Origin of the sequence: Ekhidna sp. (assembly GCF_965247405.1) — a bacterium.
In the GTDB taxonomy this organism is placed as follows: domain Bacteria; phylum Bacteroidota; class Bacteroidia; order Cytophagales; family Cyclobacteriaceae; genus Ekhidna.
The window spans coordinates 617,396-643,911 of record NZ_OZ252014.1 but is presented as its reverse complement, the minus strand read 5'-3'; the positions used below and the strand labels follow the sequence as shown (position 1 = coordinate 643,911).

At 41.6% G+C, this 26,516-nt stretch carries 18 protein-coding genes; 7 read left to right on the top strand and 11 right to left on the bottom strand.

Translation table 11 applies throughout. From position 1 onward, the window contains the following. Positions 1-4 precede the first annotated feature (4 nt). Both ACP14Y_RS02850 and ACP14Y_RS02845 read right to left on the bottom strand, forming a co-directional pair. A complete protein-coding gene (locus ACP14Y_RS02850; RefSeq protein WP_424961462.1) occupies positions 5-700 on the bottom strand; it encodes a LytTR family transcriptional regulator DNA-binding domain-containing protein in 696 nt (231 codons plus the stop codon). Next, positions 697-2,415 carry a sensor histidine kinase gene (locus tag ACP14Y_RS02845; protein WP_424961461.1) on the bottom strand — a complete coding sequence of 573 codons (1,719 nt, stop codon included), beginning with the start codon at positions 2,413-2,415 and terminating at the stop codon, positions 697-699. The genes ACP14Y_RS02850 and ACP14Y_RS02845 overlap by 4 nt, the downstream gene beginning before the upstream one ends. A 295-nt stretch (positions 2,416-2,710) precedes the next feature. On the opposite strand from ACP14Y_RS02845, the gene ACP14Y_RS02840 reads away from it, so the two are divergent. From ACP14Y_RS02840 to ACP14Y_RS02825, 4 genes are all read left to right on the top strand, one after another. Continuing rightward, positions 2,711-3,193 carry a T9SS type A sorting domain-containing protein gene (locus ACP14Y_RS02840; RefSeq protein WP_424961460.1) on the top strand — a complete coding sequence of 161 codons (483 nt, stop codon included), beginning with the start codon at positions 2,711-2,713 and terminating at the stop codon, positions 3,191-3,193. A gap of 27 nt (positions 3,194-3,220) precedes the next feature. Then, positions 3,221-6,304: a tail fiber domain-containing protein gene (locus ACP14Y_RS02835; RefSeq protein ID WP_424961459.1), complete on the top strand. Its 3,084-nt coding sequence runs from the start codon at positions 3,221-3,223 to the stop codon at positions 6,302-6,304. Between the two features lie 87 nt (positions 6,305-6,391). Continuing rightward, the gene (locus ACP14Y_RS02830) at positions 6,392-7,210 is read left to right on the top strand and encodes a sulfotransferase family protein (protein ID WP_424961458.1); all 819 of its coding nucleotides are present in this window, start codon (positions 6,392-6,394) and stop codon (positions 7,208-7,210) included. Position 7,211: 1 nt separating this feature from the next. After that, the gene (locus tag ACP14Y_RS02825; RefSeq protein WP_424961457.1) at positions 7,212-7,616 is read left to right on the top strand and encodes a hypothetical protein; all 405 of its coding nucleotides are present in this window, start codon (positions 7,212-7,214) and stop codon (positions 7,614-7,616) included. A 3-nt stretch (positions 7,617-7,619) separates the two neighbouring features. On the opposite strand, the gene abc-f is transcribed toward ACP14Y_RS02825, so the two are convergent. After that, positions 7,620-9,500, bottom strand: a complete 1,881-nt coding sequence (gene abc-f / locus ACP14Y_RS02820; RefSeq protein WP_424961456.1) for a ribosomal protection-like ABC-F family protein — start codon at positions 9,498-9,500, stop codon at positions 7,620-7,622. Positions 9,501-9,806: 306 nt separating this feature from the next. Between abc-f and ACP14Y_RS02815 the strand changes: the two genes are divergently transcribed. Beyond that, positions 9,807-10,979, top strand: coding sequence for a PQQ-dependent sugar dehydrogenase (locus tag ACP14Y_RS02815; protein ID WP_424961455.1), 1,173 nt, complete (start codon positions 9,807-9,809; stop codon positions 10,977-10,979). A 5-nt stretch (positions 10,980-10,984) separates the two neighbouring features. Here the strand turns inward: ACP14Y_RS02815 and ACP14Y_RS02810 are convergent, their stop codons facing one another. The 3 genes from ACP14Y_RS02810 to ACP14Y_RS02800 are packed head-to-tail and all read right to left on the bottom strand — an operon-like array spanning position 10,985 to position 13,812. Then, positions 10,985-11,311, bottom strand: a complete 327-nt coding sequence (locus ACP14Y_RS02810) for a potassium channel family protein (protein ID WP_424961454.1) — start codon at positions 11,309-11,311, stop codon at positions 10,985-10,987. Between the two features lie 16 nt (positions 11,312-11,327). Further along, the gene (locus ACP14Y_RS02805; protein WP_424961453.1) at positions 11,328-12,467 is read right to left on the bottom strand and encodes a M23 family metallopeptidase; all 1,140 of its coding nucleotides are present in this window, start codon (positions 12,465-12,467) and stop codon (positions 11,328-11,330) included. Between the two features lie 46 nt (positions 12,468-12,513). Then, entirely contained in the window at positions 12,514-13,812 is a 1,299-nt protein-coding gene (locus ACP14Y_RS02800; RefSeq protein WP_424961452.1) for a toxin-antitoxin system YwqK family antitoxin, read from the bottom strand. 104 nt (positions 13,813-13,916) lie between these two features. On the opposite strand from ACP14Y_RS02800, the gene ACP14Y_RS02795 reads away from it, so the two are divergent. Beyond that, the gene (locus tag ACP14Y_RS02795; RefSeq protein WP_424961451.1) at positions 13,917-14,759 is read left to right on the top strand and encodes a prephenate dehydrogenase; all 843 of its coding nucleotides are present in this window, start codon (positions 13,917-13,919) and stop codon (positions 14,757-14,759) included. 34 nt (positions 14,760-14,793) lie between these two features. On the opposite strand, the gene ACP14Y_RS02790 is transcribed toward ACP14Y_RS02795, so the two are convergent. From ACP14Y_RS02790 to ACP14Y_RS02775, 4 genes are all read right to left on the bottom strand, one after another. After that, positions 14,794-15,585 (bottom strand): hypothetical protein, encoded by a 792-nt coding sequence (locus tag ACP14Y_RS02790; RefSeq protein ID WP_424961450.1) that lies wholly within the window; start codon positions 15,583-15,585, stop codon positions 14,794-14,796. A gap of 182 nt (positions 15,586-15,767) precedes the next feature. Further along, positions 15,768-16,946: an acetyl-CoA C-acyltransferase gene (locus ACP14Y_RS02785; protein ID WP_424961449.1), complete on the bottom strand. Its 1,179-nt coding sequence runs from the start codon at positions 16,944-16,946 to the stop codon at positions 15,768-15,770. A 193-nt stretch (positions 16,947-17,139) separates the two neighbouring features. Continuing rightward, positions 17,140-17,955, bottom strand: coding sequence for a hypothetical protein (locus ACP14Y_RS02780; RefSeq protein ID WP_424961448.1), 816 nt, complete (start codon positions 17,953-17,955; stop codon positions 17,140-17,142). Further along, positions 17,952-18,920 carry a vWA domain-containing protein gene (locus ACP14Y_RS02775; RefSeq protein ID WP_424961447.1) on the bottom strand — a complete coding sequence of 323 codons (969 nt, stop codon included), beginning with the start codon at positions 18,918-18,920 and terminating at the stop codon, positions 17,952-17,954. Before ACP14Y_RS02775 ends, ACP14Y_RS02780 begins: the two co-directional genes overlap by 4 nt. A gap of 680 nt (positions 18,921-19,600) precedes the next feature. Here ACP14Y_RS02775 and ACP14Y_RS02770 point away from each other — a divergent pair. Next, on the top strand, positions 19,601-25,762 hold the full coding sequence (locus ACP14Y_RS02770) for a T9SS type A sorting domain-containing protein (RefSeq protein WP_424961446.1): 6,162 nt from the start codon (positions 19,601-19,603) through the stop codon (positions 25,760-25,762). Here ACP14Y_RS02770 and ACP14Y_RS02765 read toward each other — a convergent pair. Further along, a complete protein-coding gene (locus ACP14Y_RS02765) occupies positions 25,752-26,492 on the bottom strand; it encodes a toxin-antitoxin system YwqK family antitoxin (protein WP_424961445.1) in 741 nt (246 codons plus the stop codon). The genes ACP14Y_RS02770 and ACP14Y_RS02765 overlap by 11 nt on opposite strands. Between the last annotated feature and the right edge of the window lie 24 nt (positions 26,493-26,516).

Here is a 26,516-nt window from a genome sequence, read left to right as displayed (position 1 = left end):
TTTGTCATTTCTTGCCAGCCAAGAGTTCACTAACCTCACGTTTGTTGGTGCGGGAAATAGGACATTTGATATCCTTTACAAGAAGCTGTTGTCCGTTAATGGCTTTTACTTTATGAATGTTTACTGCATACGATCTGTGGACCCTTACTATTTCGTTAGATCTCAGCTCCGATAAAAAGTTATCCAATGAATTTCTAACAATGAATTTCTTTTCCTCTGTCACCACATCGAGATAGTTGTTGTCAGACTTAATATAATGGATGTCTTGAACGGAGACTTTAACTTTTTTAGCACCCACTTTTACAAGCACAAATTCAGCGCTTTTACTTCCTTTGGCACGTAAGAATTCTATGGTTGTAAAGAGATCATCCCGCGTGAAAGGCTTTAACAGGTAAGCTGCGGGGGTAGTAGAAGACGCTTTTTTTATGGTCTTTGGATCGGAGTAGGAGGTAAGAAATATGAAAGGCAACTTGTATTTCTTTTCCACCTCCCTGGCCAGATCAATGCCATCTTTTTGCTCGCTTAGGTTGATATCTAGTATCAAAAGGTCTATCTGCTGAGGAGAAGAAAGGATCAAATCAGCTTCTTCATGATTTTTAGCAATGCCTACCACGTTGTATCCCAACTCCAGCAGCATTTCTTTAGTCATCTCTGCAATCATTAATTCATCGTCTACGATGACGATATTGAATTTGCTCATTTAGGTATTTCAATTTTAAAGTGTGTAGCAGGATCTCCATGCAATGACATGGTGGCATCAATCTGATCCAGCAAGATCCTGATTAGTTTGAATCCGAATCCATTGGATGAAAAAATATCAAAGTCAGGAGGTAGTCCTTTACCATTATCATCGTAACTCAGGGTGTAGCAATTATGATTTTCGGTGAAAGCAATAGATAGCTCTCCACGCTTCTCGCCAACATACGCATATTTAAAGGAATTCGTCAGCAACTCATTTACAATAAGCCCCAGAAAAATTGAAAGCTGCATGCTCAACATGCATTTCGCCTCAATTTTTAATCTCACATGGTAATTATCAAACATGGATGAAACGTCTGAGAATAGCTCATTGAGGAATTCCTGAAAATCAATCATTGAAGCATCCTCTACATCGTAAAGGCTTTGATGTACAAGCGCCATCGACTGCACCCTTGATTGACATTCATCCAGGATTATTTTCACACGGTCGTCATCCGATGCTTTAGCTCGTAGGTACAATAAGCTTTTCAAGAAAGTAAGATTGTTTTTAACCCGATGATGCACTTCTTGCATCAGTATTTCCTTTTCCTCTACGTTTTTATTGAGTAGCTCATTGCTTCTCCTCGTTTTATGATAGACCCAATAGAGAATCCCCAGGATAGCAAGTAAAAGGACACCAGTTACGAAAAGCGTGATCACTTGCTTATTCTTTCTTTCGTTCTCTAACCGAGCAATTGTTTCAGCATTTCTTACCTCCGCCAGCTGTTTTTCTTTTTCGGATATGTTGAATTTGGTCTCTACCTCATAAATGGACTCCTTCCATTCCTTTTCTCTTTGGATCGAATAGATTTCATGAAAGCTTTCCAAAGCATCAAGCGACCTCTCATATTTTTCGATTCTTTTGTAATTCTGATACTGCATCCAATAAAACCCAGCCTTATCTTTTGCCCAACCATTTTCTTCACATAAGCGGGCACCTTCCAACGCATAATTGAGGCTTAAATCAAATTCATCAAACTCATACGAGGCACGTGATAGATTACTCAAAGTACCAACTACATACCGGATACTTCCCAGCCCTCTGTAGATTTTCAGTGCCTGATCGTAATACTGAAGGGATTGTCGTTGATCTGATTTTTCGTACACAAATCCTATTTCATTCAACGAGTTGGCTTCCAGGTCTTTATCATCGATCTCACGGGCAATGGATAAAACCTTTTTTGATAGACTAAGAACTTTCTCCTTTCTATTACCGACCGACTCATTGGTAAGAGCGGCATATCTATTGTAGAAATAAGCAAGATTTCTTAATGTAGGACGTTTGTACTTGATAAGGCTATCTATCATTTCAAGATAGGGAATACCTCTCTCAGCGTGAGTTATACTTCTATAAAATTCTGCCAGCGAGGTATAGCTAAAAACTTGTCCATTAATATCTTCCAGCTCATTGAAAATATTGATCCCATTTCTGTAATGGATCAATGCGGTATCATATTTATTCTGCAAGTGCAGACTCTTACCCATATATACATGAAGGTAGCCTACAATGGAATCGGGGCATGCGGTATTGCAGGAGTCAAGCCTCTCCTCAAAAAAATCTCTGGCTGATTGGTAATCAGCTGCATCTATTAGGTTTTTGCCTTTGTCTAAAATTGATTGTCCATAGCCATTGATTGTAATTACGAATAATAAGAGAAGAATAATATGTCTGTACACGAATGAGCGGTTTAATCACATCTTAAAGTAAATATATGATGTAGATTTTCATGATGAATATTTCTTCGATGAAAGATCAAATTAATTAGAGGATTTACATATTTCACCTGACTCGGGCTTCCAACTTTCCAATGCCTGTCATGTAAGAGGGTTGTTACCTCACCTCTCCGAAAAGTAATGTCAAACTCATACAAATATCTGCAGTTCACAACATTTATTTTGAAATGCACCATTCATCCATGAATTTGATACCCGATTCTAATTAACCGCTTACAAACATAAAATCTGGATCAATATGAGAAATTTTACATGCATGTGTTTTTGCTTGCTGGCGCTCGTATCAACATATGTATCTGCACAATCCATTGAACGGCAAGCCGTAGTGAGCGCCGCAAAAACGGGCACCACCGCAAGCTATTCAATAGGAGAGACCGTAGTGACTACCGCTGTGGCTGCCGGAGATGCATTTTTGATTGCTGGCTTCCAACAACCATTTGTCACGAGTGAACCTGCATTGAGTGTTTCGGATATTTCAGAAAGTCTTTCTGTGTATCCAAATCCCTCTCGAGACCTTGTGAACATCGCTGGAGAGGGAGTTGATTTCACCAATGCAGAAATATCATTGTTTACCCTGGAGGGTAAAAAGGTATCGATAGGTATTGAGAAAGGGGTTCAGCTGAGGTTAGATATCAGCCGACTTCCAGCAAACATTTATTGGCTCAATATTCAGCTTTCGGATAACAAGAAAGCAGCCTCATTTAAACTAATCAAGAACTAAACTTTACAACAGAAAACAAATACTGCCATGATAAAACGATTTTTTTACATTTTTTCGGCCACTCTGTTCATCATGCTTTCTAGCTCTACTGGAGTTAATGCGGAGGTGATGGAGAAGGAAATGGAGGCCTTAGAAAGAAACTTAAATAGTCCTCCTGGTTTTAATTACCAGGCTGTTTTGAGAAATAGCGACGGGTCTGTAATGGCCTCACAGGATGTGACTTTGAGATTCACCATTACGAATGATGATGGAACCTTGTGGGTAGAAACACACACAAAAACCACGGATGCTTTTGGTGCAGTTACTGCTGTGATTGGTAATGGAACCAAAACAAGCGGGTCGGCTTCCACGTTCGATGCGATTGATTGGGGAGCGTCAGATGCTTCCATTAAAGTAGAAGTAAACACTGGTGATGGATTTGTAGACTTAGGAACTTCTGGATTAAATAGTGTTCCGTATGCTGCCTATGCAGAAAATGGACTTACAGAAGAGGAGCGTGATTTACTTGCTGCAATCCCAGCAGACGTTAGTGATCTTACTGACGATTCAGGAGTCATTCCTACTAGTATAGATGACTTAGCAGATGGTTCTGGTGATGCCACTCTATCCGGTGTATTTACAGCAAATGAGCTTGCTGTGGCTGGTGCATTTAATTTACCAACGGCTGATGGAACAGATGGTCAGGTGTTAACTACCGATGGTGCAGGTACCACTAGTTGGGCAGATGTCAGTGGAGCTGGATACACAGGATCAGGTAGTTATTCCTTCCAGGTAAGTGGACCAACTGCCACTCCTAATAATGTCTATTCAAATTTTGGAGCTATTAGTGGTGGTAGAAATAACGTGATAGAACTCGATGGCGCAGGAAACTATCATTCTGAAGATGCGGTGATTGGAGGAGGATATGGTAACACGATCCAATATAACGCTGAAAAAACCGTAATTGCAGGAGGTTCAGGCAATAGTATAGAAAGTTACTCTTATAATGCGGTAATCTCTGGAGGTTTGAATAATACCATTTATTCAGATGCTTATTACTCCTCTATTGGTGGAGGAAATAACAATTCCCTTTACTCTAGCAATGGTGTGATATCAGGAGGAAATAACAATGAAATAGGATCTTCATCGGGTTATTCTACTATAGGTGGTGGTTATAACAATAGAGTTGCTTTTTCACATAACGTTACTATCGCAGGGGGCTACAGTAATTTCGCTCGAGGATCAGCAGCATTTGTTGGAGGAGGTAATTCTAACAGTGTATACAGGTCTGATAATGGTACAGTAGCTGGTGGATATAATAATAGGGTTGCATACTCTAGTAGCGGTACCATAGCGGGAGGATACGATAACACGGTCGGAAATTCCGGCGGTCTGGATTCTAACTATGGATTTATTGGTGGTGGAAGATCTAATCGAATGTACTCTGCCGATTACAGTGTGGTGACTGGAGGATATGAAAATAGCATTTCGAGTAGCTCCAATGGTGTAGTAGCAGGGGGGTACGGAAATGAAATTTCGAGTTCAACATACGCCACATTATCAGGAGGAAAGAACAACTTGATCACAGGATCCAATTACGGATCGATTTCTGGTGGCCAATATATTTACTTAAACTTAAGCCCTAAAAGCTCGGCTGCAGGCGGTTCGAATCATTTTGTCTGGAACTCAAACGCCTCATTCATAGGAGGTGGATCTAATAATACTTTAGGTAGTCCAAAGTATGCAGCGAATTATTCTACTATTGCAGGAGGTAGTCAGAATACAATTGCGAATAGTAATAATGTGGAGAATGGATTTATTGGTGGAGGAAAAAGCAATAGTGTAAATGGAAACTATGCAGCAACGCTAGGTGGGTATGGACTACAAACATCATCGTATGCAGCTTCTATGGTAGGTATGTATAACGCAACCACTGGCGGAGCTTTTAATAGCGCTGTAGCCACAGATGCCTTGTTTGTTGTTGGAAATGGAGCTAGTGATGCTTCAAGAAGCGACGCAATGGTTGTTTTGAAGAATGGCAACACTGATGTGAACGGTGCTTTCACTGCGAATAGCCTGGGTATAGATGGTGCTTTTACACTACCTACCGCTGACGGTACGGCAGGTCAGGTACTGCAAACGGACGGTGCTGGTGCTGTTACCTGGGCAGATGCAGGTGGAGCTTCATATGCTGGTACGGGAAGTGGATCTTTCAATGCAGGAACAACAAGTTCTGTAACAGGTGTTCGATCAAGCATTGGAGGAGGGCAAGACAATTCAATTACCAATTACTGGTCTGTAATCTCTGGAGGGAAAGCCAATACCATCAATGCCATCGGAGCAAACCAACTTGTAACTGCGCACAATACCATAGCCGGTGGATATAATAACACTATTGACGGGGCATATACCAGAGATGCATTTATTGGTGGTGGACATTATAACCAAGTGAGTGGACGAAGTGCTGCAACAGTAGGAGGTTGGGGTCTTCAAACTTCATCTTTTGGAGCAACTGCGATTGGTTTCTACAATGCTACTGTTGGAGGGACACCTAACAGCTCTGTGTCTACTGATGCGCTTTTTGTTATTGGAAATGGAATTGATAATACAAACAGAAGTGATGCTTTCGTAATGCTTAAAGATGGAAGTTCAACTTTGAATGGAGATCTTCAAGTGAATGGAAATCTTGCGTATTCGGGCACACTGACTAATTCATCTGATAAACGATTGAAAACGGACATCAAAGATGTGAAAGATGTATTGAATACGCTTGTGAAGCTTGAGGGCTACAAATACAAGTACAATGACATCAAAGCTACAGATACCGAATCTGAGCATTACGGAGTGATTGCTCAAGAGGTACAGAAGCTATATCCTGAACTTGTCAAAGAGGGAGAGGATGGATACCTGTCAGTTGATTATATGGGATTGATCCCGCTTCTTCTTGAAGCTGTAAAAGAGCTCAATGCTCAAAACAAATCTTTGATGGCTGAAAATGATCAGCTTGAAGAAGCGAATAATGATCTGGAGGCTCGTCAGTCAAATGACGAAGCTCGCTTTGCAGAATTGGAAAGCAAGATCAATAAGCTAATGATGCTGATGGCGCCTGTAGATGTGGCGAACAATGATTAACTAAGGAAGATGAAGCTAAGGTAGCCTCATCAGCACCCCGGCCAGTGCCGGGGTGTTTTTTGTGTTTTTAAGAACGTATAAAAAAGAATGAATAAACTTCACTTTGTAGCCGGATTCCCCAGGAGCGGCAGCACCCTAATGTGCAACATGCTAAACATGAATCCGGAATTTCATGCAACACCTACCTCACCCACGCTGGACATGATCATGCAGATGAGAAAGGTGTTTAGTCACAACATTTCCTATAAGAATATGGATCGGCTGGCAGAGTCTGAGCGATTCAGAAATGGCGTAAAATCATACTTACATGCTTATTGGCAGGATAAACAGGTGGTATTTGACAAGAATCGCGGATGGGTGAATAAGCTGCCGATCATGGATCGCATCATGGGTCACCAGGATTGCAAAGTGATCTTTTGTTATCGTAATCCGGTAGAGGTTTTTCAATCCATTGAGTCTCAGTATCAAAAAACCATACTGATGGAAAATAACGATGAGGCGCAGAATGATCTGGGATTTGCTACGCTGCTCAATCGAGTGGAAACTTTCATTAGTCAAAAGTTTACGCTTATGTCTGCCCCGGTTTCTTTGTTGGAAGATGCATTGAATCAAGGACATGGCAACCGAATATTAATCGTGCGGTACGATGCGCTATGCTCACAGCCCCAAAAAATCCTTGATCGAATCCATGAATTCGTTGGGGAGAAAAGCATGAAGTATGACTTCACGCAACTGAAGCAAACCACGTTTGAAAACGATGCAGCATACAATTATAAGTTTTCTCACAGCATCAGGGAAGGTGAGGTGAAGTATAGCCCTACGAAAGTGAATCTACCGCAAACAGCGATAGATATGATCAATAATCGCTTTCAGTGGATCATAAATAGAATCGAAAAACAGGGATAAGATGGCTAAAATCAATCTTCAAAAGATCGTGAATGTCAAAGGGAAGCAAGGGCTGTTTCACCTGAATGTGTACAACCCCAAAGGGTATCACCTTCAACCACTTGGGGGTGGACCTGTTGTTTTTATTGCCAATGAAAGGGATAAGGTGTTGGCACTTGGGAATGTTGACTTTAAGTTGACAGATGGAACGATCAACTTGATGGATATCTTTATTCAAATGGATAAAAATCCACCACAAAATGTGCTGGACTTAAGGTCTTATTTTCATTCGATCATTCCTGATCTCGATGCTACAATACCAGAAAGTCAGCTGAGAAAAGTGGTGAGTTGGTTTAGCTTAATTAAGGAAGAGTACGAAATAAAGGAAATGGTCAATGAAGAAGATGATGGTTTGATGATCACTTAAACATCAAGCCATTTGCTCCCATTTTTCCATGAGCTTTTCCAGGGCTTCTTTCTTCTGACTGTAGTCAATGTTTACTTTCTCATATTCCTCTGGATTTTCGTAGATCTGAGGATCGGCCATTTGAGTCTCTAACAGCTTGATGTTGGTTTCTAGCGATTCTATTTCCTGCTCTACCTTCTTTAGTTCTTTAGCTGCTTGCTGTTCTTCCGTATTGCTTCGCTGTTTCGTATTTTCTTTCTTTTTAGCAGGCTTGCTTTCCTTTTGAGTTTCCTCTTTTATCTGGCCTTTCTTGTTTTTATTCCACCACCATTCAAATTCCTTGTAAGTTCCCGGATATTCCTTCACCTCTTTACCCTCGATCCACCAGATTTTGTTGGCTACCTGGGAGATGAAGTGCCTGTCGTGCGATACCAATAAAAGCGTACCTTCATACTGCTGCAATGCTTGAACAAGGATACTTACACTCATCATATCCAGGTGGTTCGTCGGCTCATCGAGCAAAAGGAAATTTGCCTCAGAGATCAGGGTCTTAGCCAAAGCAACCCTGGATTTTTCGCCTCCGGAGAGCACCTTAATCTTCTTGAAAACCTCGTCATCAGAAAATAAGAAGCACCCCAGCACACTTCTTAGCTCTTGTTCGGTTTTACCAGTACCTGCCTGTTTCAATTCTTCCAGCAGGTCATTATGGATGTTCAGATCTTCCAGCTGATGCTGCGCATAAAAGGAGTTGATCACATTATGACCGGTCTGCACCTTGCCTTCATGAGGCTCAGTTCCGGCAACAATTCTCAAAAGCGTCGATTTTCCCTTACCATTTGCACCAATTAGTGCAATCTTGTCTCCTCGCTCAATTCCAATGGTAGAGTTGTCCAATATCTCAAGATCACCATACGATTTGGAAATGTTCTCCAGACGCTTGACATGTCTTCCGGATTTGGTCTTGAAGTTGAAGCGGAAGTTGACTTTCATGTTTTCATCCACCACCTCTTCCACACGTTCCATTTTTTCCAGCATTTTCATCTTGGATTGCGCCTGGCTTGCTTTGGTTGCCTTCGCTTTAAATCGCTCGATGAATCTTTCTGCTTCTTTTATCTTCTTCTGCTGGTTTTCATAGGCATTCTGCTGGAGTTCATTTCTCAGAGCCTTCTCTTCTTCATAGAAATCGTAGTTCCCTGAATACACATTCAGGTCAGCCTGTGATACTTCTACTATTTTATTGACAGTACGATTGAGGAATTCCCTATCGTGAGAAACGATGATATAAGCTCCTTCATATGATTGCAAGTAGTTTTCAATCCACTGAATAGAAGGCAAATCCAGGTGGTTGGTTGGCTCATCCAGCATGAGTAGGCTTGGCTTTTCCAGAAGCAGCTTCGCGAGCATTACTCGCATTCGCCATCCTCCTGAAAATTCACTCAAGGGACGAGAAAGGTCAGATGTCTTAAAGCCGATACCTTCCAGGATTTCTTCTGCTTTGGATTGCAGAGAGTAGCCCTCATTCGCTTCAAAACGTTCCTGAAGCTTCGTAAGCTTATCCACGAGCTCGTCACGGTAATTCTCCTCCATTTCCTTAATCACCTTGTCGATCTCTTTCTGAATCTTCATGGTCTCAGCGAATGCAGTCATAGCCACTGAGAGGATAGAGTCTTGTGTCTGGAAAGACAGGAGGTCCTGATTCAGAAATCCGATCGTAGTGTCTTTACTCATCGATATCTTACCCCCTGAAGGCTGCACATCTCCAACCATCATTTTCAAAAGAGTAGACTTACCTGTTCCATTCAGTCCGATTAGTCCTATTTTATCTTTTGGGCCAATGAAAAGAGAGGCTTCATCATACAGTGCTCTGTCGCCTAGGTAGTAAGAAAGATTCGTAATATCGATCATGGCCGCAAAAGTAAAACTTTGCTACAGGAAACTCAGCCTGGGCTATTCTTTTAAATTTAATACTCTCTTTGCAATTCTCCGCCCGTCATTCCCTTGCGAGCGACATAGGAGCGAGACTTGGGAATCTGATGTATTCTGACCATTCATTATGTTCCTAGATTCCCAAGTTTCGGACATCCTTCGGTTGTCCTCTCAAGGGAATAGCGGCTGGCATTGTAGTGTTTTTGAAACTTTTTCTTGTAATCTGTCTTTTATACATGAACCTTTTATTTTGTTTAAATTGAAATAGAAGAAAATATTTTAGTTATGAATACCGCACTCACCATTTTATTCTCATTTATCCTCATCGCCTGCTCCTCGAAGCAGTCGGCTGACAACCCATCCAAGGAGGAAACTGTAGACCAGACGGGTTTGACCTCCACTGAAGGGTTGCGGCTTGATGAAATACATCTTCCGGAAGGTTTTAAAATTGATGTCTTTGCCCGCGTCAATAATGCTCGGTCATTGGTGCTGACTGAAAATGGAACGTTGTTTGTCAGCAATAGAGGTGGAGATAAAGTTTATGCAATAAAGGATACGGATGGCGATTGGAAGGCGGACGAAAAGTACGTGATCGCAAGCGATATGCGCATGCCAAACGGCATAGCTTTTAAAGATGGTTCTCTATATGTGGCTGAGGTTTCAAAGCTTTGGAGATTTGATAATATTGAAGAAAACCTGGCGAATCCTTCCGTGCCTGTTAAGATTTATGATGATTACCCGACTGACGGGCATCATGGGTGGAAATTTATTGCCTTCGGTCCTGATGGTAAGCTGTATGTACCAGTTGGGGCTCCTTGCAATATTTGTGAAAGCAAAAATGAAATGTACGCGAGCATCACCCGGATGAATGCTGACGGATCGAACAGAGAGGTTTATGTGCATGGCGTTCGCAATACAGTCGGGTTTACCTGGCATCCTGAGACAGGTGAGATGTGGTTTACGGATAATGGGCGAGACTGGATGGGCAATGATATGCCTCCCTGTGAATTAAACAGGGTAACTGAGCCTGGTCAGCATTTTGGATACCCTTATTGTCACGGAGGCTATATTAAAGACCCGGAGTTTGGACATAAGTATCCATGTGACGATTTTGAAAAACCAGCTCAAAACTTAGGGCCACATGTCGCTCCTTTGGGGGTTAAATTTTGTACAAGTGAGGCATTTCCTTCGGAATATAAAAACAAGATATTTATAGCTGAGCATGGCTCATGGAACCGTGATGCCGATGTGGGTCACACCGGCCATAAGATCACTATGGTGACTGAACAAAATGGTGAAGGTGTGGCTTATGAGGATTTTGCGACAGGCTTTCTTGATAAAGAAGCAAATACTGCCTGGGCCAGACCGGTTGATTTGGTGTTTGCTACGGATGGATCTATGTTGGTTTCAGATGATTTAGCAGGGACAGTGTTTAGGATCACCTATAGCCTGGATTAGGACAATCAAGAAGATTTTTTTCCTCGCTTACGACCCTTTATTGATTTGCTGTAGTGCAGATACAAGGTGTTTACGAAGGAAAGTATAATACCAACACCAATTGTGATATAAAGGACAGTAAAAATCTTGCCCCAATCCGTTTGAGGTGCAAAATCTCCAAATCCGATGGTAGTGAGCGTAATGAATGAAAAATAGAACGCATCCAGGTAGCTCCACCCTTCCAGTTCATGATAAGCAATGGTCCCAATGATGAGAATCGTAACTCCGGTCAACAACAGGTCCCTGTATTCTTTGTCTGCCAGGAAGGCTTTAATGGTTCGAAAGAAGATCATGATTCAATTTAGCGATTCATTCAAAATTCGCTAATTCATTCTTTTCCACAAACCCAAACTTTCCTGCTTCATCTGAAATTCGTGCATATCGATGGTTGACAGCTTGAATAGTGTATAATAAACCGGTCTTGAGTGTATCCAGGTTTACAGCATTTTTATCCATTTGTGTTTTGCGGATGGTATTTTGTGCTAAACGCAGGGTTTTCCCAACCCATAGGGTGTCTGGAATGAAAGGGGGAGGTGTATTATAGTCAGGGACGATGAAAGCATATGGATCAATAGGACCGTTTTTATATATGCCGAAGTGAAGGTGAGGTGGGGTGTATCGTGCATTTCCAGTATTACCAACTGTACCGATGGTATCTCCCGGATTTACGGTCTGATATCTTTTGACAAATTGTTCCTGTAAATGAGCGAAGTACAAGTTGGTGCCGCGCTTGCGATCATAAAGCCAGACAACCTTTCCACCTAATCCCCGGACTCCAACGAAGCGAACCTCTGCTTTTGTAGGAGCAAGAATTGGGGTATGTCGTTTTGCAAAAATATCTACGCCATGATGCTCCCTTCGGCCACCATCTCTTGGATCTCCAAAGACACTCTGTATTGCCCTTTTGTCTTTGCCGGCAACAGGAAACGCCAATGTTGGGACATTCTCTATTGTTATGGAATACTGTCCTCCTCTAAGTAGTTCCGGTTGTAATCTGAGAAGGTAGGCAGCATCCCTTCTCGGTTCAAAACCGAGTTGGAGAGTGCTATCTGCGGAAGCTACCTGCAGAAATTGACTTAAAGAGTCATTTTCAATTCTGAACAGATCAACAAAAACGCGGGTGGTTTCTTGAGTGACCAAATCAATATCAACAAGAATTTTTTGCCCTCTTTTTACATCAAATCGGTAACCGATTGCATCAGGCTTTACCTCTGATAGTATAAATGATTCCTGATAGGGCAACTTCACTCTTATCTGCTGATCAAAAGGTTTTTCAGCAGCTTTCACCCAATCTTTACCAAGTGCGGTGCTCAGCAGGTTAGCTTGCTTTAGTGAATACCAATATGCTTCATGATCATTTCTCGGATAAAATCTCTCAGGAACTTTTTCTTCAGTGCAACTGAGCAGCACTAGAATTGCTAAGGCTGTGGTGATCAACTTTGATTTCATCACCATTTCTTACGAAGAATAGCCAAAGCCGGTTAGGAAAAGTTGATCACTGGTTCTCTACTTTTTCCCCATGCTTATAGGTGATGGTTTCTACCTCGTTTCCTTTCTTATCAAAATATTTCCAATCACCATGCCTGCGGTTTCGAATATAATTGCCCGTATATTCGACCTGACCATTCTTGTAGTATGAGGTGTATTCACCCTGGAGTTTGTTGAGTTCGAAGCTCCCTTCGAATTTGAGTTTCCCGTTTGGGTAAAACCCCTTGTAGGAGCCATATTTATTGCCAAATCGGTAAGTGATTTCTGAAATCTTTTTCCCACCATCATAAATTTCTTTAATGCCGTGGAGTTTCCCTTTTTCGTATCGTTCTGTCAGCAAGAGTTGTCCTTTGCTGTTCCAGGATTTCCAGGTTCCGTGTGGGAGTTCATTTGCCAGTTCCTTTATAGCAATTAGCTGACCCTTCTCAGAATATTCCTTTATGGAGGCGTTCAGTCCACTATTTGAAAAGCTGGATTCCAGTCTGATTGCTCCATTTTTAAAGTAGTCCAGACTTTTGCCTACACGGTAGCCATCTTTGTATTTGTATTCGCTTTTAGTGCTGCTATCATCAAAGTAGACCAGATACACCCCTTGCAATGCGCCATTCGCATACGTTCCGTTTGCCTTAAGCTGACCATTTTCATGATAGATTTTCACGGACCCGCTTCGATCCCCACGTTGGTTTACAACCTCCATCTCCAGTTTACCTGATGGATAATAGGTTTTGTATTCACCAACTAAAAGTCCGTCCCTATAGTGGGCTTCCAGCTGAATGTTCCCGTTTTCATAGTACTTTTTGGTAACACCATTCGGTTTTCCGTTTTTGTAGTGGACTTCTTCTTTTTTGTTTCCATTAGAATAATAGGAATAAACCGGTCCGTCTGGCTTACCGTGTTCAAATGCTGTGATCCCTTTTAGGTTACCTTCTTCATCGTACAACTTCACTTCTCCAACGAGTGTGTCATTCTTGAAGGTTGCCTCCTGAATCAGGTTACCAGAAGGTGTAAATACCTGGGTAAGACCTTCTCTTAAATTTTGTTTGTAGAGCGTTTCACGCTGAATGCTGCCATCCGGGTAATAATTGTAGAAAACACCCTCTTTATTCCCTTTTTCAAATTGGCCGGAAACAATAATATTTCCTTGCTTGTCAAACATCTTGTATGCACCATCCACCAATGAGCTATCTCCGTTGAGAATCTGAAACTCCTCTTTCAGCTGCCCCCCATCATAATAGGTTTTTATTTCTTGAGAAAATGATACGAATAGCCCTAAGGAAAGTGAAAACGTGAGTAATAGTTTATGCATAAGATGTATTCGGAACGAATATCTTTTTTGGATATTACAAATTTAGCAGCCAACAGCAAGTTTAGCAGTCTTTGACTTTAATTTCACGCAAAAGATATAAGCGTATGAATATTCTATTGGTTGGTGTTGGATTGATCGGGGGCTCATTTTCACTGGCGCTAAAGCATCGAAGTGATTTGACCTTTGGAGGATTTGATAAAAGTGAAGAAGCTCAAGGCAAAGCTTTGGAATTAGGGATTGTCTCTAAAGGATTTGCAAGCTTGAAGGAGGGCATCAATTGGGCCGATATAATTGTAGTATCTGTACCTGTAAAAGCAATAAAAGAATTAATTCCCCAGATACTTGATGAGATCCACCCGAATCAGATAGTTGTAGATTTTGGCTCTACCAAAGAAGCAATTTGTACTTCAGCTTCCACTCATCCCAATCGAGGACAGTTCATTGCAGGTCATCCGATCGCCGGAACGGAACACTCAGGTCCTTCGGCTGCATTTGGTGAGTTATATAGAGAAATGAACCTAATCCTGTGTGACACAAACCTTACCGATTCGGACAAATTGAAAACGTTTGAAGTGTTGTCAAGAGATGCAGGGTTTAGCATCATTCACATGGACTCTAGAGAGCATGATAAGCATCTGGCTTACATCTCTCACCTAAGTCACATTACATCATTCGCATTGAGCTGTGCAGTGCTTCAGAAAGAAAAAGATGGAGAGGTGATTCTGGATTTGGCAGGATCAGGATTTGCATCTACTGTTCGTTTAGCCAAGAGTTCTCCGAGTATGTGGAGCTCTATTTTTATGGAGAATAAAGAAATGGTACTGAAAGGCATAGAAGCGTATAAAGAGGAGCTTGAAAAACTAAAGGAGCTTATAGAAATGAACAAGGAGGAGAAGTTGGAAAAGTATTTGGAACGAGGAAGAGAAATACGTCGAATTTTGGAATAAAAAAGCCCTTCGAAAACGAAGGGCAATATGCAGTTTATAAACTAAGGTACATGAGCAATGGACTATCTGAATAGGCTGATAATTGTTCTTCTGTATATTCTTCTGTAAATGAACCAAAACCATCTTTGGAAATGGTTATCACATATAAATCCTCATCCCCCTGCGGAATGATGATCTCATTAGAGAGCGCCTCCAGTTCTCCTTCGTAAATTGTATTTCCACCGTTTGTGATATCAATATTGGCAGTGGTCAATTCCCAGTCTAAAACCAATGGATCAAGGTTGAAAACGAGCACCGACAAGAGAAAATCAACCGTTTCAACGATGGAAAAACTAAACGCTGAGTACCCAAAATCCTCTGGCTCAAACTCAAGGATGGATAGAACCTCTGGTGAAACCGTCTCTATTTCATTGGCGGATACCGTAATCGTAAGCGGTAGCGGATTTTCTACCAGATGAGCTAACTCACTCCCAATAAGTGGACTGGAATACAAAATAGAAGCCACATCATCAATCAGGTGAAATTCAGTGAGGACGTAGGTTCCCACTGGAAGTCCGATAGCCTCTGATATTTTCTTGCCATTAAAATCATAGAGAGTTACTTCCTCTGTAATAAAAACGGGTGTTCCATCTTCCTCTTCCAGTGAAATGAGTGCGGACGAAATTTCATTAGACATGACCCTTCCGGCCGAACCAGTAAGGTCATTAAACGATAACCTTACAAGTCCAATGCTTGAGGAATCGTCATCGTTACTACAACCAATTGGTATTAGAAGTACGCATGCTGCAACCAGCAACACGCCTACATTTTTTAATAAAAGTCTCATAGGATGGCGGTTTTGATTAATCTATTCCTTAATAATCTAAACAATAAAAAGGATTAAATAAAGAATTGATTGTACTATTTTAATTTACGTAAGCCCCAATCACTCATATGTAATTTGTAGTGAAATAGAAAAGGGCTTCCTATCCAGGAAGCCCTTTTCAGAGGAGAATAAAGTATTATGTTCTATACTTTTTCTACGACAATGGCAGAGGCTCCACCACCGCCATTGCAAATACCAGCACAACCAATCTTGCCGCCTTTCTTATTAAGCACGTTGATTAGTGTAGTAATGATTCTGGCACCTGAGGTACCCAGCGGATGCCCCATTGCAACAGCGCCACCAAATACATTAAGCTTATCCGAATCTAATCCTAGCTTTTGTTGGTTGGCTATAGCTACTGCAGAAAATGCTTCATTCACTTCCCAGTAGTCAACATCTCCTTGTTCAACTCCAGCGTGTGCCAGGGCTTTAGGAATAGCAAGGGATGGGGCTGTGGTGAACCATATTGGCTCTTGAGCAGCATCTCCAAATCCTTTAATCTTTGCGATTAAAGTAAGTCCTAATTCTTCCGCTTTCTCTTTACTAACTAAAACAAGTGCGGAAGCCCCATCATTGATAGTAGAAGCATTGGCTGCAGTCACGGTTCCTTCTTTGTCAAACACTGGCCTTAATGAAGGGATCTTGTCGAAGTTTACATTTTTGAATTCTTCATCTTCATCCATGACGATCGGGTCTCCTTTTCGTTGAGGAATTTCAACAGGTACGATCTCATCCTTAAATTCACCTGCTTCTGTAGAAGCAGCTACTTTTTTGTAAGAGTTGATCGCATATTCGTCCTGCGCTTCACGAGAAATACTCATTTCTTTGGCGGTGTTTTCAGCACAGTTGCCCATCGGAAATTTGTTGTAAACTTCCCATAGGCCATCATGCATCAAGCCATCAATCATTTGTCCGTGACCATATTTATAGCCAAATCGAGCTTTTGGGATGTAGTATGGAACATTTGACATGCTTTCCATACCCCCTGCAACAACAACATCATTAATGCCAAGCATGATGGATTGAGCTCCCAGCATCACAGATTTCATTCCAGAAGAACAAACCTTGTTGACGGTGGTGCATGGTACATTGTGACCGATTCCTGCACCAATGGCTGCTTGTCTTGCAGGAGCCTGACCAAGGTTTGCAGAAAGGACATTTCCCATAAAAACTTCATTGACCTGATCCGCAGCAACACCTGATTTTTCAAGTGCACCTTTGATTGCAAAGGTTCCTAATTGCGTTGCAGAAAAACCGGATAGCTTCCCTCCGAAACTTCCAATAGGAGTACGAACAGCAGAGGCTATGTAAACTTCTTTCATAGAATTCTTTGGTTATTGTTATTATGATTAAATCAATAAAAAGTCCCGATGGTTCAGATCGGGACCGCAAAGATCGTAAAAGTAGATGGTAAATGGTAGAGATAGCATAGACCATATACTAAAAGTCGGAATCTGACATGGTAAAAATGAAGACTCAGAAACAAGTTCAGAGTAGCTGGACATAAGAATTGAATCACCAGTCTGGTTTTCCGCTTGGAGGGCGTTTAGTCGCCTTTCTTTTTTGGTGCTGAAGATATTTAATTTCACTCTGCCTCATTGCTTCCAATAGTTGACGTGCCTTCTCTTCACTTATCCCCATTTCCTCCAGTTTCTCTTTGGTCATTTGTTCCTGAGACTTTTCCTGCTCTTCCTCTTCGCCTTCTTTCTGCTCTTGATTTTGCTTTTCCTGCTCTTGTTTTTCTTCTTCTGATTGCTCCTGGTTTTCTCCTTCCTGATTTTCTTTATTCTCTTGCTCTCCGTCCTTATTCTGGTCCTGCTTTTGTTCCTGGTTTTCGTCCTCTCCGTCTTTGTTTTCCTGATCCTGGTTTTCCTGATCCTGATTTTGTTGCTGCTGTTGCTTTTGTTCTTCGAGCAATTTCTTAACTACCTCATAGTTGTATCGGGCATCCTGGTTGGTTGGATCTGCTTTTATGGCCGATTTGAGCTGCTGAAGGGCCTCTTCAAGTTTTCCAGCATCCTTACTCATCACTCCAAGTTGCTGCAGGGCGATGGATTTCAGTTTGTTATTCGAGGAAGTTGCCAGTTGATTGTAATTAATTTTTGCTCCGGCGGTATCATTTAGGTGATAGTGCGCATGTGCAAGGTTCAATTTGATGGCGGGATCATCCACACCCAAAGAATCCCGAAGCAAGGTATATTTAGCCAGGGCAAGTTCATAATCCTTGTCCAGGTAGGCAGCTTCAGCTTCCTTTTTCAATGAATTGACCTTTGAAATCTCCTTAGGATCGGTAATGAGAACAGCCAAAATGATCACAAAGAATGTCTTCATAGTTTGATCAACTTTACACTAAATAGCACATCTAATATCATTAATAGTAATGCAAATCCGAGGAAGTAGAAATACCGATTTTGTGTGGCATCCACTTGTTTTGCATCTCGCATCTCACCTTCCACACGATTGATTGCATTTATCAAACGTGATACATCGTTTCTTGATTCATTTATTTCAAAATATTCTCCCCCGGTGAGATCTGCCAAATCTTCCAGTGAGGAGGAATTTAACTGTGAGACTACTTCATTTCCACTTTTGTCTGTTTTAAATCCATTTCGAGTGGGAATTTTGCTTCCTTGCTTGGTGCCTACACCTAGAGTAAATAAAGTAATCCCTTCAGAATCCAGCTCTTCAGCGATTTCATCCGTATTATCACCAAAATCTTCCCCATCACTAATCAGTATGGTGATCTTGGATTTAGACCGGGTGATTACCGTATCATCTGCAATCAGCTTTTCGGTGGCCATTTCCAGGGGAGGGCCAAAGTCAGTCCCAAAGTTTGGAACCATCTCTGTATTTAATGTTTGTATGAAAAGGTTCAGCGCATTGTTGTCATAGGTGAGAGGACACTGCATGTAGGCTTCACTACTAAACATAATGAGTCCAATACGATCCGAATTGAAAGCTTCCACGATGTTTTTTAATTCAAACTTCACCTTCTCCAATCTCGATGGCTGCACATCGGTGGCATTCATAGACTGACTCAGATCAATGCAAATGAAAATGTCCTTACCTACGGTTTTCACTTCTCTGGAGGTGTCACCAAAGCTTGGTCCCAATAGAGCTGTGATGATGAGTCCGAAATAAATGGTTCTTAGGATGGTTTTTATGATGACTCGTTTCGCTGAGAGTCCTAACCTGCGTGTGGTGCTGACGACACGCCAGATAAAGCCAATGTATAGCAGTGCAAAGACCGCCATTAAAGCCAATTCGAATGTACCGATTGCGTTCACCCACTTCATCGCGGGCAAATCTAACAGATCAGCTTATGGGAATGAATAGGATTTTAATGGATTAACATTTTTTAATGTGAACGGTAAATAGCTGAATTATACGTCGAAAAATAGTTGTTTAACTAACAATAAACTAAATCAGCTAGTCAAGAAATATGTATATTTTAAATACATAAATACGTTATAAAGAAAAAATTAATATGTAAAATATTTTGTTTATAATAATTATTTAAAATAATATTTTGAAAATTATCATTTGATAATTGTTTTGACAATTAAAATTCCATTATCATTTTATTAATTTAGGAAAAATTATATTTTATTTTGAAATAGTTATATATATTTAGCAGAATGATTTGGTTTTCAATAAGGTGGATTGTGGTCTTAGAAACTGTGGATTAACTAAATCATTTGAATCAGCAACATTACCTATTTTAATGCTTTATTGATATTTAAAGCGCTTTTTCTGATGGCTTCATAAAGATGAATCCATCAGATTATTAAGAACCTATTAGAAATAATACTTGAAATGAAGGGAATCTGAATGTATGAGAAGTGAGTGTGGGGTTTCAAAAATGTTTGAAATATTTTAATTCATTTTATGAAAATATTCTCCATTAATTCACCTCATTTTTTTGTGAATTTTCCTTTCATAATTGAATTATTAAGTAATGGAAATTGGAACCGCTATGAAAAAATCACAATGCTTTTACATCGCCTGTAGATCGATACTCTATTCACTAATTGCCATAATAGGTCTGACAGCATCTGCTCAGACGATCGTCTACTCAGATGATTTTGAATCTGGTTTTGAAGGTTGGTCTTCTGCCAACTGGACAAGGGATTCAGATGCTGCCCTTCCTGGGTCTGATGGTAATTATTTACATCCGAGTAGTTTTGATAATTATAGTGCAAATGTGGATGTTTATACAACAAGTGCAGTCATAGATCTTACAGGATCCTACGACCTGGTGTTGGAGGTGGATGTAAGTTATGATACTGATGATTCTGGCCCTGGATTATTGAATAATTCACAGGATGGTTTCAACATCGAATACTCAGCTAATGGAGGAAGCACATGGAACTTGCTTGGGAGTAGTGGGGAAGGTTTAAACTGGTATAATGATGATAATGTAACTGCCATTGGAGATGATGGATGGGATGGTTATAGCGGCGGCTGGCTTACCGCATCTATTGTGTTGCCTGCTTCTCTTTTTAATAATTCACAAGCAAGGTTCAGAGTTCATTTTGAATCTGGCACTACAGGCTTGGGTGATAATGAAACTGTTGGCTTGGGTGTTGGCTTTGACAATTTCACCATTACAGAATACGCAACATCTAATGCAGCCCCAGGAAATGTTTCTTCAGGGTTATCTCTTTGGCTGAAGGCTGATGGACCTGTTTTGACTGAGGGGTCTACCGTTGCGACATGGGGGGATATAAGTCCGGGTGAAAATCATGCCCGTCAGGAATTTGGTTCTGCGTTTAATCCCGGTTTTTTAGATTCCGCTATCAATTATAACCCCACGCTCCAGTTTGATGATTCAGATCTCCAGGGAGCGGCAGGGTTCTATACCCGGGAATTCTTCGTAGTAATAGATCCTGATTTTATTAGTAGTAGTTCGGCAGAGACCGGAGATGTCATTGGATATGAACCGGGTGATGTTGGTAGTCTAGAGCTAGGAGCTTCCACTGTCCAGTTTGCTGATGAACTTATCACACATACCATCCAGCCAAGCACGGGTTATCGCTCTGCATTTCAGGATGCAAGTGGGGAGTATGTATTGGCTAATCCGATCATAATCAATGACAGATGGAATGCTACCGATAATGGTCAAAACCTCTACCTAAACGGCGAGCAGGTGGATAATATCGAAGTAGATCCGGATACAGATTATACAGATTTTGCCGATGGTGCCTACATACTTGGTTATGGGTTTGACCTATCTGATGATTTTCAAGGAGGCATTGCGGAAGTTGTTTCTTACAGTTCCAAACTGAGTACGAGTGATCGAGAGGATGTAGAAACCTATCTTGCCATTAAATACGGGATCACCCTGGATGAGGATCCGTCCAGTGCTACAACGAATTATGATTATCAGGTGAATGGAGTGACCATCATTTGGCCGGGAACTTCGAATGCCGCCTATCAGACGTATCATCATGACGTAGCAGGCATAGGCAGAAATGTTGTTTCGCAAGGACTCGATCAACCCAGCAGCCAAAGCATCAATGACGCCACCATTGTCAATATGCAAAGCCCTTCAGACCTGGACGATGGGGAGTACATGGTTTGGGGAAACGATGATGGCCCGAATACCTTCACTACTTCGGATGTCATTACCGGCATCACCCAAAGACTCGAGCGAATCTGGAAAGTAAAAGAAACCGGAGACGTGGGCACGGTTACTTTGAATTTTGACATTACAAACCTCTCTGTTGATAAGGACAATACAACCCTGAACCTGATTGTTGCTCCGGGAACGGCAACCATGCCTACTGATCTGGGCGATGATGCAATCTCCACTTTGATTCTTGGCGGAACCGTTTCTACAGTGGGCGGAAAGGACATTCTTTCATTTGAAAATGTTTCTTTGAGTGATGGTGATTTTTATACAATAGGTGGTGACGTTCAGACAATCGCACCGGGAGGTGTTTCTGCCGGCCTTACTTTATGGCTCAGACCAGATGATGGCGTTTCTACTACAGCATCAGATTTAGTGACAAGCTGGGCCGATGTGAGTGGTAATGGCAATGATGCGGATCAGGGAGATGACAATGAGAAGCCTACATTACTTGAAAATGAAATCAATTTCAATGATGCCATCGATTTTAGTGATGATTTTCTGGATGGGATAGCAGGATTCAATACGCATGATTACTTCATTGTTTTAAAACCGGATGCGACCGTGCAGGCTGGGAGTGGAAATGGTTTTGTACTAGGTCTTCAAAACGGATCATTTGATGGACTCTATTTAGGAGCTACAGCAAGTGATACGCTAATTGGACATGCGGTAGATACCTATCGCTCAGCCTATTTGGATGCTGTAGCAACGATATCTGATCCAGTATTTGTACTGAATGCAAGAAATGATTCTGATACCCCCACTGCACAAGATATTCTTGTAAATGATGTGGCTGTTGATAATGGAGATGGTGGAACATTTTCTAATCGATCCAACTCTTATTTTAGGTTAGGAAACAACTTCAACAGCACGGATAGCTATGATGGAAAGATTGCCGAAGTGATTAGCTACGATACCAGACTAAGTGATTCCGACAGGAGAGATGTGGTGTCATATCTGGCGCTGAAATATGGGGTAACGCTGGACATAGCCACCGATCCATACACAGTTGGAGGTGTTTCAATCTATAACAATACAGCGTACTCCAATGATATTGCCGGAATAGCCATAAACCTGGATCACGGATTAACGCAAACCTCCTCTATGAGTGGAAATAGTGATGCGATCGTGAATGTTGCTGGAAGTGCCAGTCTGAGCACGGGTGATTATATCATGTGGGGAAGTGATGCCACTGATAAAACCCTTGTACAAAGTACAGAGCTCCCTGCTGGTTATGACGAACGACTACAAACAGAATGGCAAGTGGATGTGACCGGTTCTCCTGGCAATGTAACAGTTAAGGTGTATGTGGGGAACATTGACAGCTATGCCGATAGGGCTAAATCGGAGGGGCTGTACACTTTGCTGGTAAACACCTCCAATGATTTCTCCTCAACTACTGCTGAATATGAAGGTGGATATTTTTCCGGTGACACAATTGTATTTGAAAATGTGAGTTTTACCGATGATGATTTTTTTACTGTTAGTGTTCCGTCAGCTGTTGATTTAAATGCAAATGTATCTCTTTGGCTGAGAGCCGATTTGGGCACCAGTACAACTACAGATGGTGCTGCGGTGAGTACATGGGCAGATCAAGTTGGGAATAATGACGCCACTGGAACCGGAGGAACAAGACCGCTATATCGAGTCAATGCAATTGGAGATAAACCCGCAATTGATTTTGATGGAACCGATGACATCATGGGAGGAGCTGCAGGGTTTTATTCTCAGGACTATTTTATCGTTGTGGATCCTGATGTTACATACTCCTATAATTCTTCAGCTGTAGGTGTAATTGGATTTGAATCAGGTGAGTTTACAGGCTTTGGGTTGGGGCCGGTTACGTCTGATGCCGGAGTGCCAAATGAGGTGGTTACACATTTATATCAGGCTTCTGGTTCCTATCGTTCTGCGCAGACCGGAACCTCAATTACTTACGCTAACCCAACTATATTCAATTCAGCTGTCAACGGTACCAATGATGGACAAGAAATTTACGCAGATGGTGCACAAATAGACAATGCAGAAGCGAATGCAGTATCATTTACAAACTTATCTAATCAGGCATATCAACTAGGAGATGTTTTTTCAGGGATTGGTTTCTATAATGGAAAAATTGCTGAGATAATCAGTTTTTCGTCAAGGCTCAGCACCACCGAACGCAGAGACATAGAGACGTATTTAGCAATAAAATACGGAATCACCCTGGACATTAGTGGAAGTGGTTATACCTATGATAATGGTACAAACCTCTACAACCTATCTGGCTACTCGAATGATATCATTGGAATAGCGGCAAACTCGTCTCAGGCATTGGTTCAAAATTCTTCTATATCATTAAACACATCAACCATTTTGACAATCAGCAATCCATCCAGTCTGAACAATGAGGATTATGTATTGGTCGGGAATGATGGAGGTGTGATCACTTCATCAGGCTCCAATCTACCGTCCACAGTCACCGAAAGAGTCACACGAATCTGGGGAGTGAACGAAACCGGGGATGTTGGGACGGTCACACTCACCTTTGATCTTACAGGGGGAGGTTACGGGGCTTATAGTCTAACTGATTTCTCACTCATACTCGACAATGATGCTGACTTCACGAATGGAACATTGAGTATCATTAGTGCTGCAAGTTTTGATGGTACCACATTGATTTTTGAAGATGTGGATCTGAGTGGTGCGGTCAATTTTTCAATTGGTACGGGCAGGGATTTGGCTACAGATACCGATTCCGATGGCATACCTGACTACTTTGAAATTGCCTATGGCACAGACGAGACCAACGGGGATGATCCGGTTTTGAACGGGGGAAATGATGATAATCTAGATGGAACTACTCCCAATAATGGCATTAACGATACAGGTATTAACGGCGATGGCATATCGGATGCACTTGAGCAGATTTTAATAGATAATGGAGCTATTGGGCCTATTTCCAGAATTACGGATACCGATGGGGACGGGATTCCGGATTGGCTGGAAGTAGCCGATGGCACCAATCCTTTCAATGGAAATCAACCAACTGCTTCCGGGGATAGCGATTCTGATGGAGATGGTATTCCCGATGCTTTTGAAACCTACATTGCCAATGCTGGAGGAGCAGCAGATCCGGACATCTCAACAGATACGGATGGAGATGGTATACCTGATTACTATGAGGTGCTTAACAATACAGATCCCAATGATGTCAATGACCCGACGGTATCTGGAGGAACGGATTCTGACGCGGATGGAATATCGGATGCACTTGAGGCCGTTTTGATCGCTGGAGGTGCAAGCGCTCCAATTAATCTGGTGTCGGATATGGATGGTGATGGTATACCAGACTACATCGAAGCTCAAACAAATACAGACCCATTTAATGAGGATAGCCCTGGACTTCCGTCTACTGTTGTCAACATTAGATCGTTGCAGGCAGACTATCAGGTGACTGGCGGTAATTGCATTGATTTAAATGGATACCAGTGGGTGCATGTGACCGACAATAACGGTAGCTTGGTTTTCTCCATTAATCCTGTGGGAAACAATCTGGGTAGTACCTGCTGGGCAGTACGAATATTGAGTGGAGAAGCGAATGTTCGAATGCAAACTGTGGATGGCGTTCAGGATGAATATGTCATGAACAGGAATTGGTGGATAGCACCGACCATTCAACCGTCAACAGATGTGTACTTGAGGTTTTACTCATTAGATGCCGATCCTATTGATTTAAGAGATGCTGTGGTTGCTGATGGATATGATCCCAACATCCTGAATGAGTTTCAGGCTGACAGCATTCACTTCACTAAGATTTCAGGAATTGATGAACTGGATCCATTTGTGAGTGGCGGCACACGCACGGCACACCAACCTTTGGTTGCTAATGCAGGTAGTTTAGGAAAGTCATTCACTTTTGGAATCTCTTCTTTCTCCTCATTCGTTCCTCATTATAGTCCGGGCAATGATGATGTTGCTCTGCCGATCGAATTGAATTATTTCAAAGGGGAAATGCGAAATGGATCAGTCGTCCTTGAATGGCAAACATTAACAGAACAGAATAATGAGAAGTTTTATGTTATGAGAAGTTCTTCGGGTGATTCATTTCAGGTCATCGGGGAATTGGCAGGCGCAGGGAACTCCTCATCACCAATTGACTATTCATTCTCAGATACATCTCCCACTGACAAAATGAATTATTATCAGCTGATGCAGGTGGATTATAATGGTGAGTCTTCTCAGTCAAATATCATATCCATTAATGCTGAAGATGTTTTTGATGACCTGGTGATTTATCCAAATCCGGCAAGTGAGCTTATAAATATTCGGGTAAATGATGCCGAGCAATTGCTCCATGGATTTAGGCTGACTTTACATGACATATCAGGAAAGGCCTATCGGGTTGACTCATTTGTATTGGGAAATCAGATCCGAATACCTGTCAGTCATCTTGCAGCCGGAAGATATACATTGAAAATGGAGCTTCCAGGGCAGTCCCGTTCATTTTCGATTGTTAAAGACTGATTCGCGTTTTCAAGACAATGGGGTTTCCCTGTGAGCTCTCACAGTGACAAATAACATCCTGGTATTTGAGATAGCTCGGAGTGTAAACCTTTGTATCAATGAAGAATTGATTATCATTTTCCACTAGCAACCGAACATTTTCATTGACTGGATCAAGGAAGTTTTCATCAATCAATTGACCAATGTAGAATCGTTGATCATCACATGGTTCGGAGGTGTCAAGCCAAATGATGCTTCCATCTGTTCTGGTTGTGATGGTTAACGCCTCTTTTTCTTTTCCGTCAATCAAAAATTCCCTGGTTCCTATCCCCGGAAAACCATATCCATAGGGTATTTCAGCTTTTAATTGTCCAGTTGAATAATACAATTTTCTGGGTCCATGAAGCTTGTCTTCATGATAAGAAGTAGCAGCATACAACTGTCCACTTTCAAAATATTTTTTTGAAACACCTTCTCTTTCGCCATTCTCATAGGGCATTGCCAGTAAGATTGTTTCACCATCATTATGGAAGAGGTAGGAGGTACCGTGTTTCTGTCCATGATCGTAGTTGACGATGGTTTTTAGCTTATTGCTCTTTGTGTATTGACGGACCTCTCCATGTTTTACATTGGATTCGGGTGTAGCTCCCAATATCTCACTTGAAATAATTTCTGATACATCAAGGTAAACGGCACTCATGCCGACAAAGCTTAGAATGACAAGTGCTAGAAGTATTTGATTTTTGTTCATACCACAATTTATCAATGAATTGGA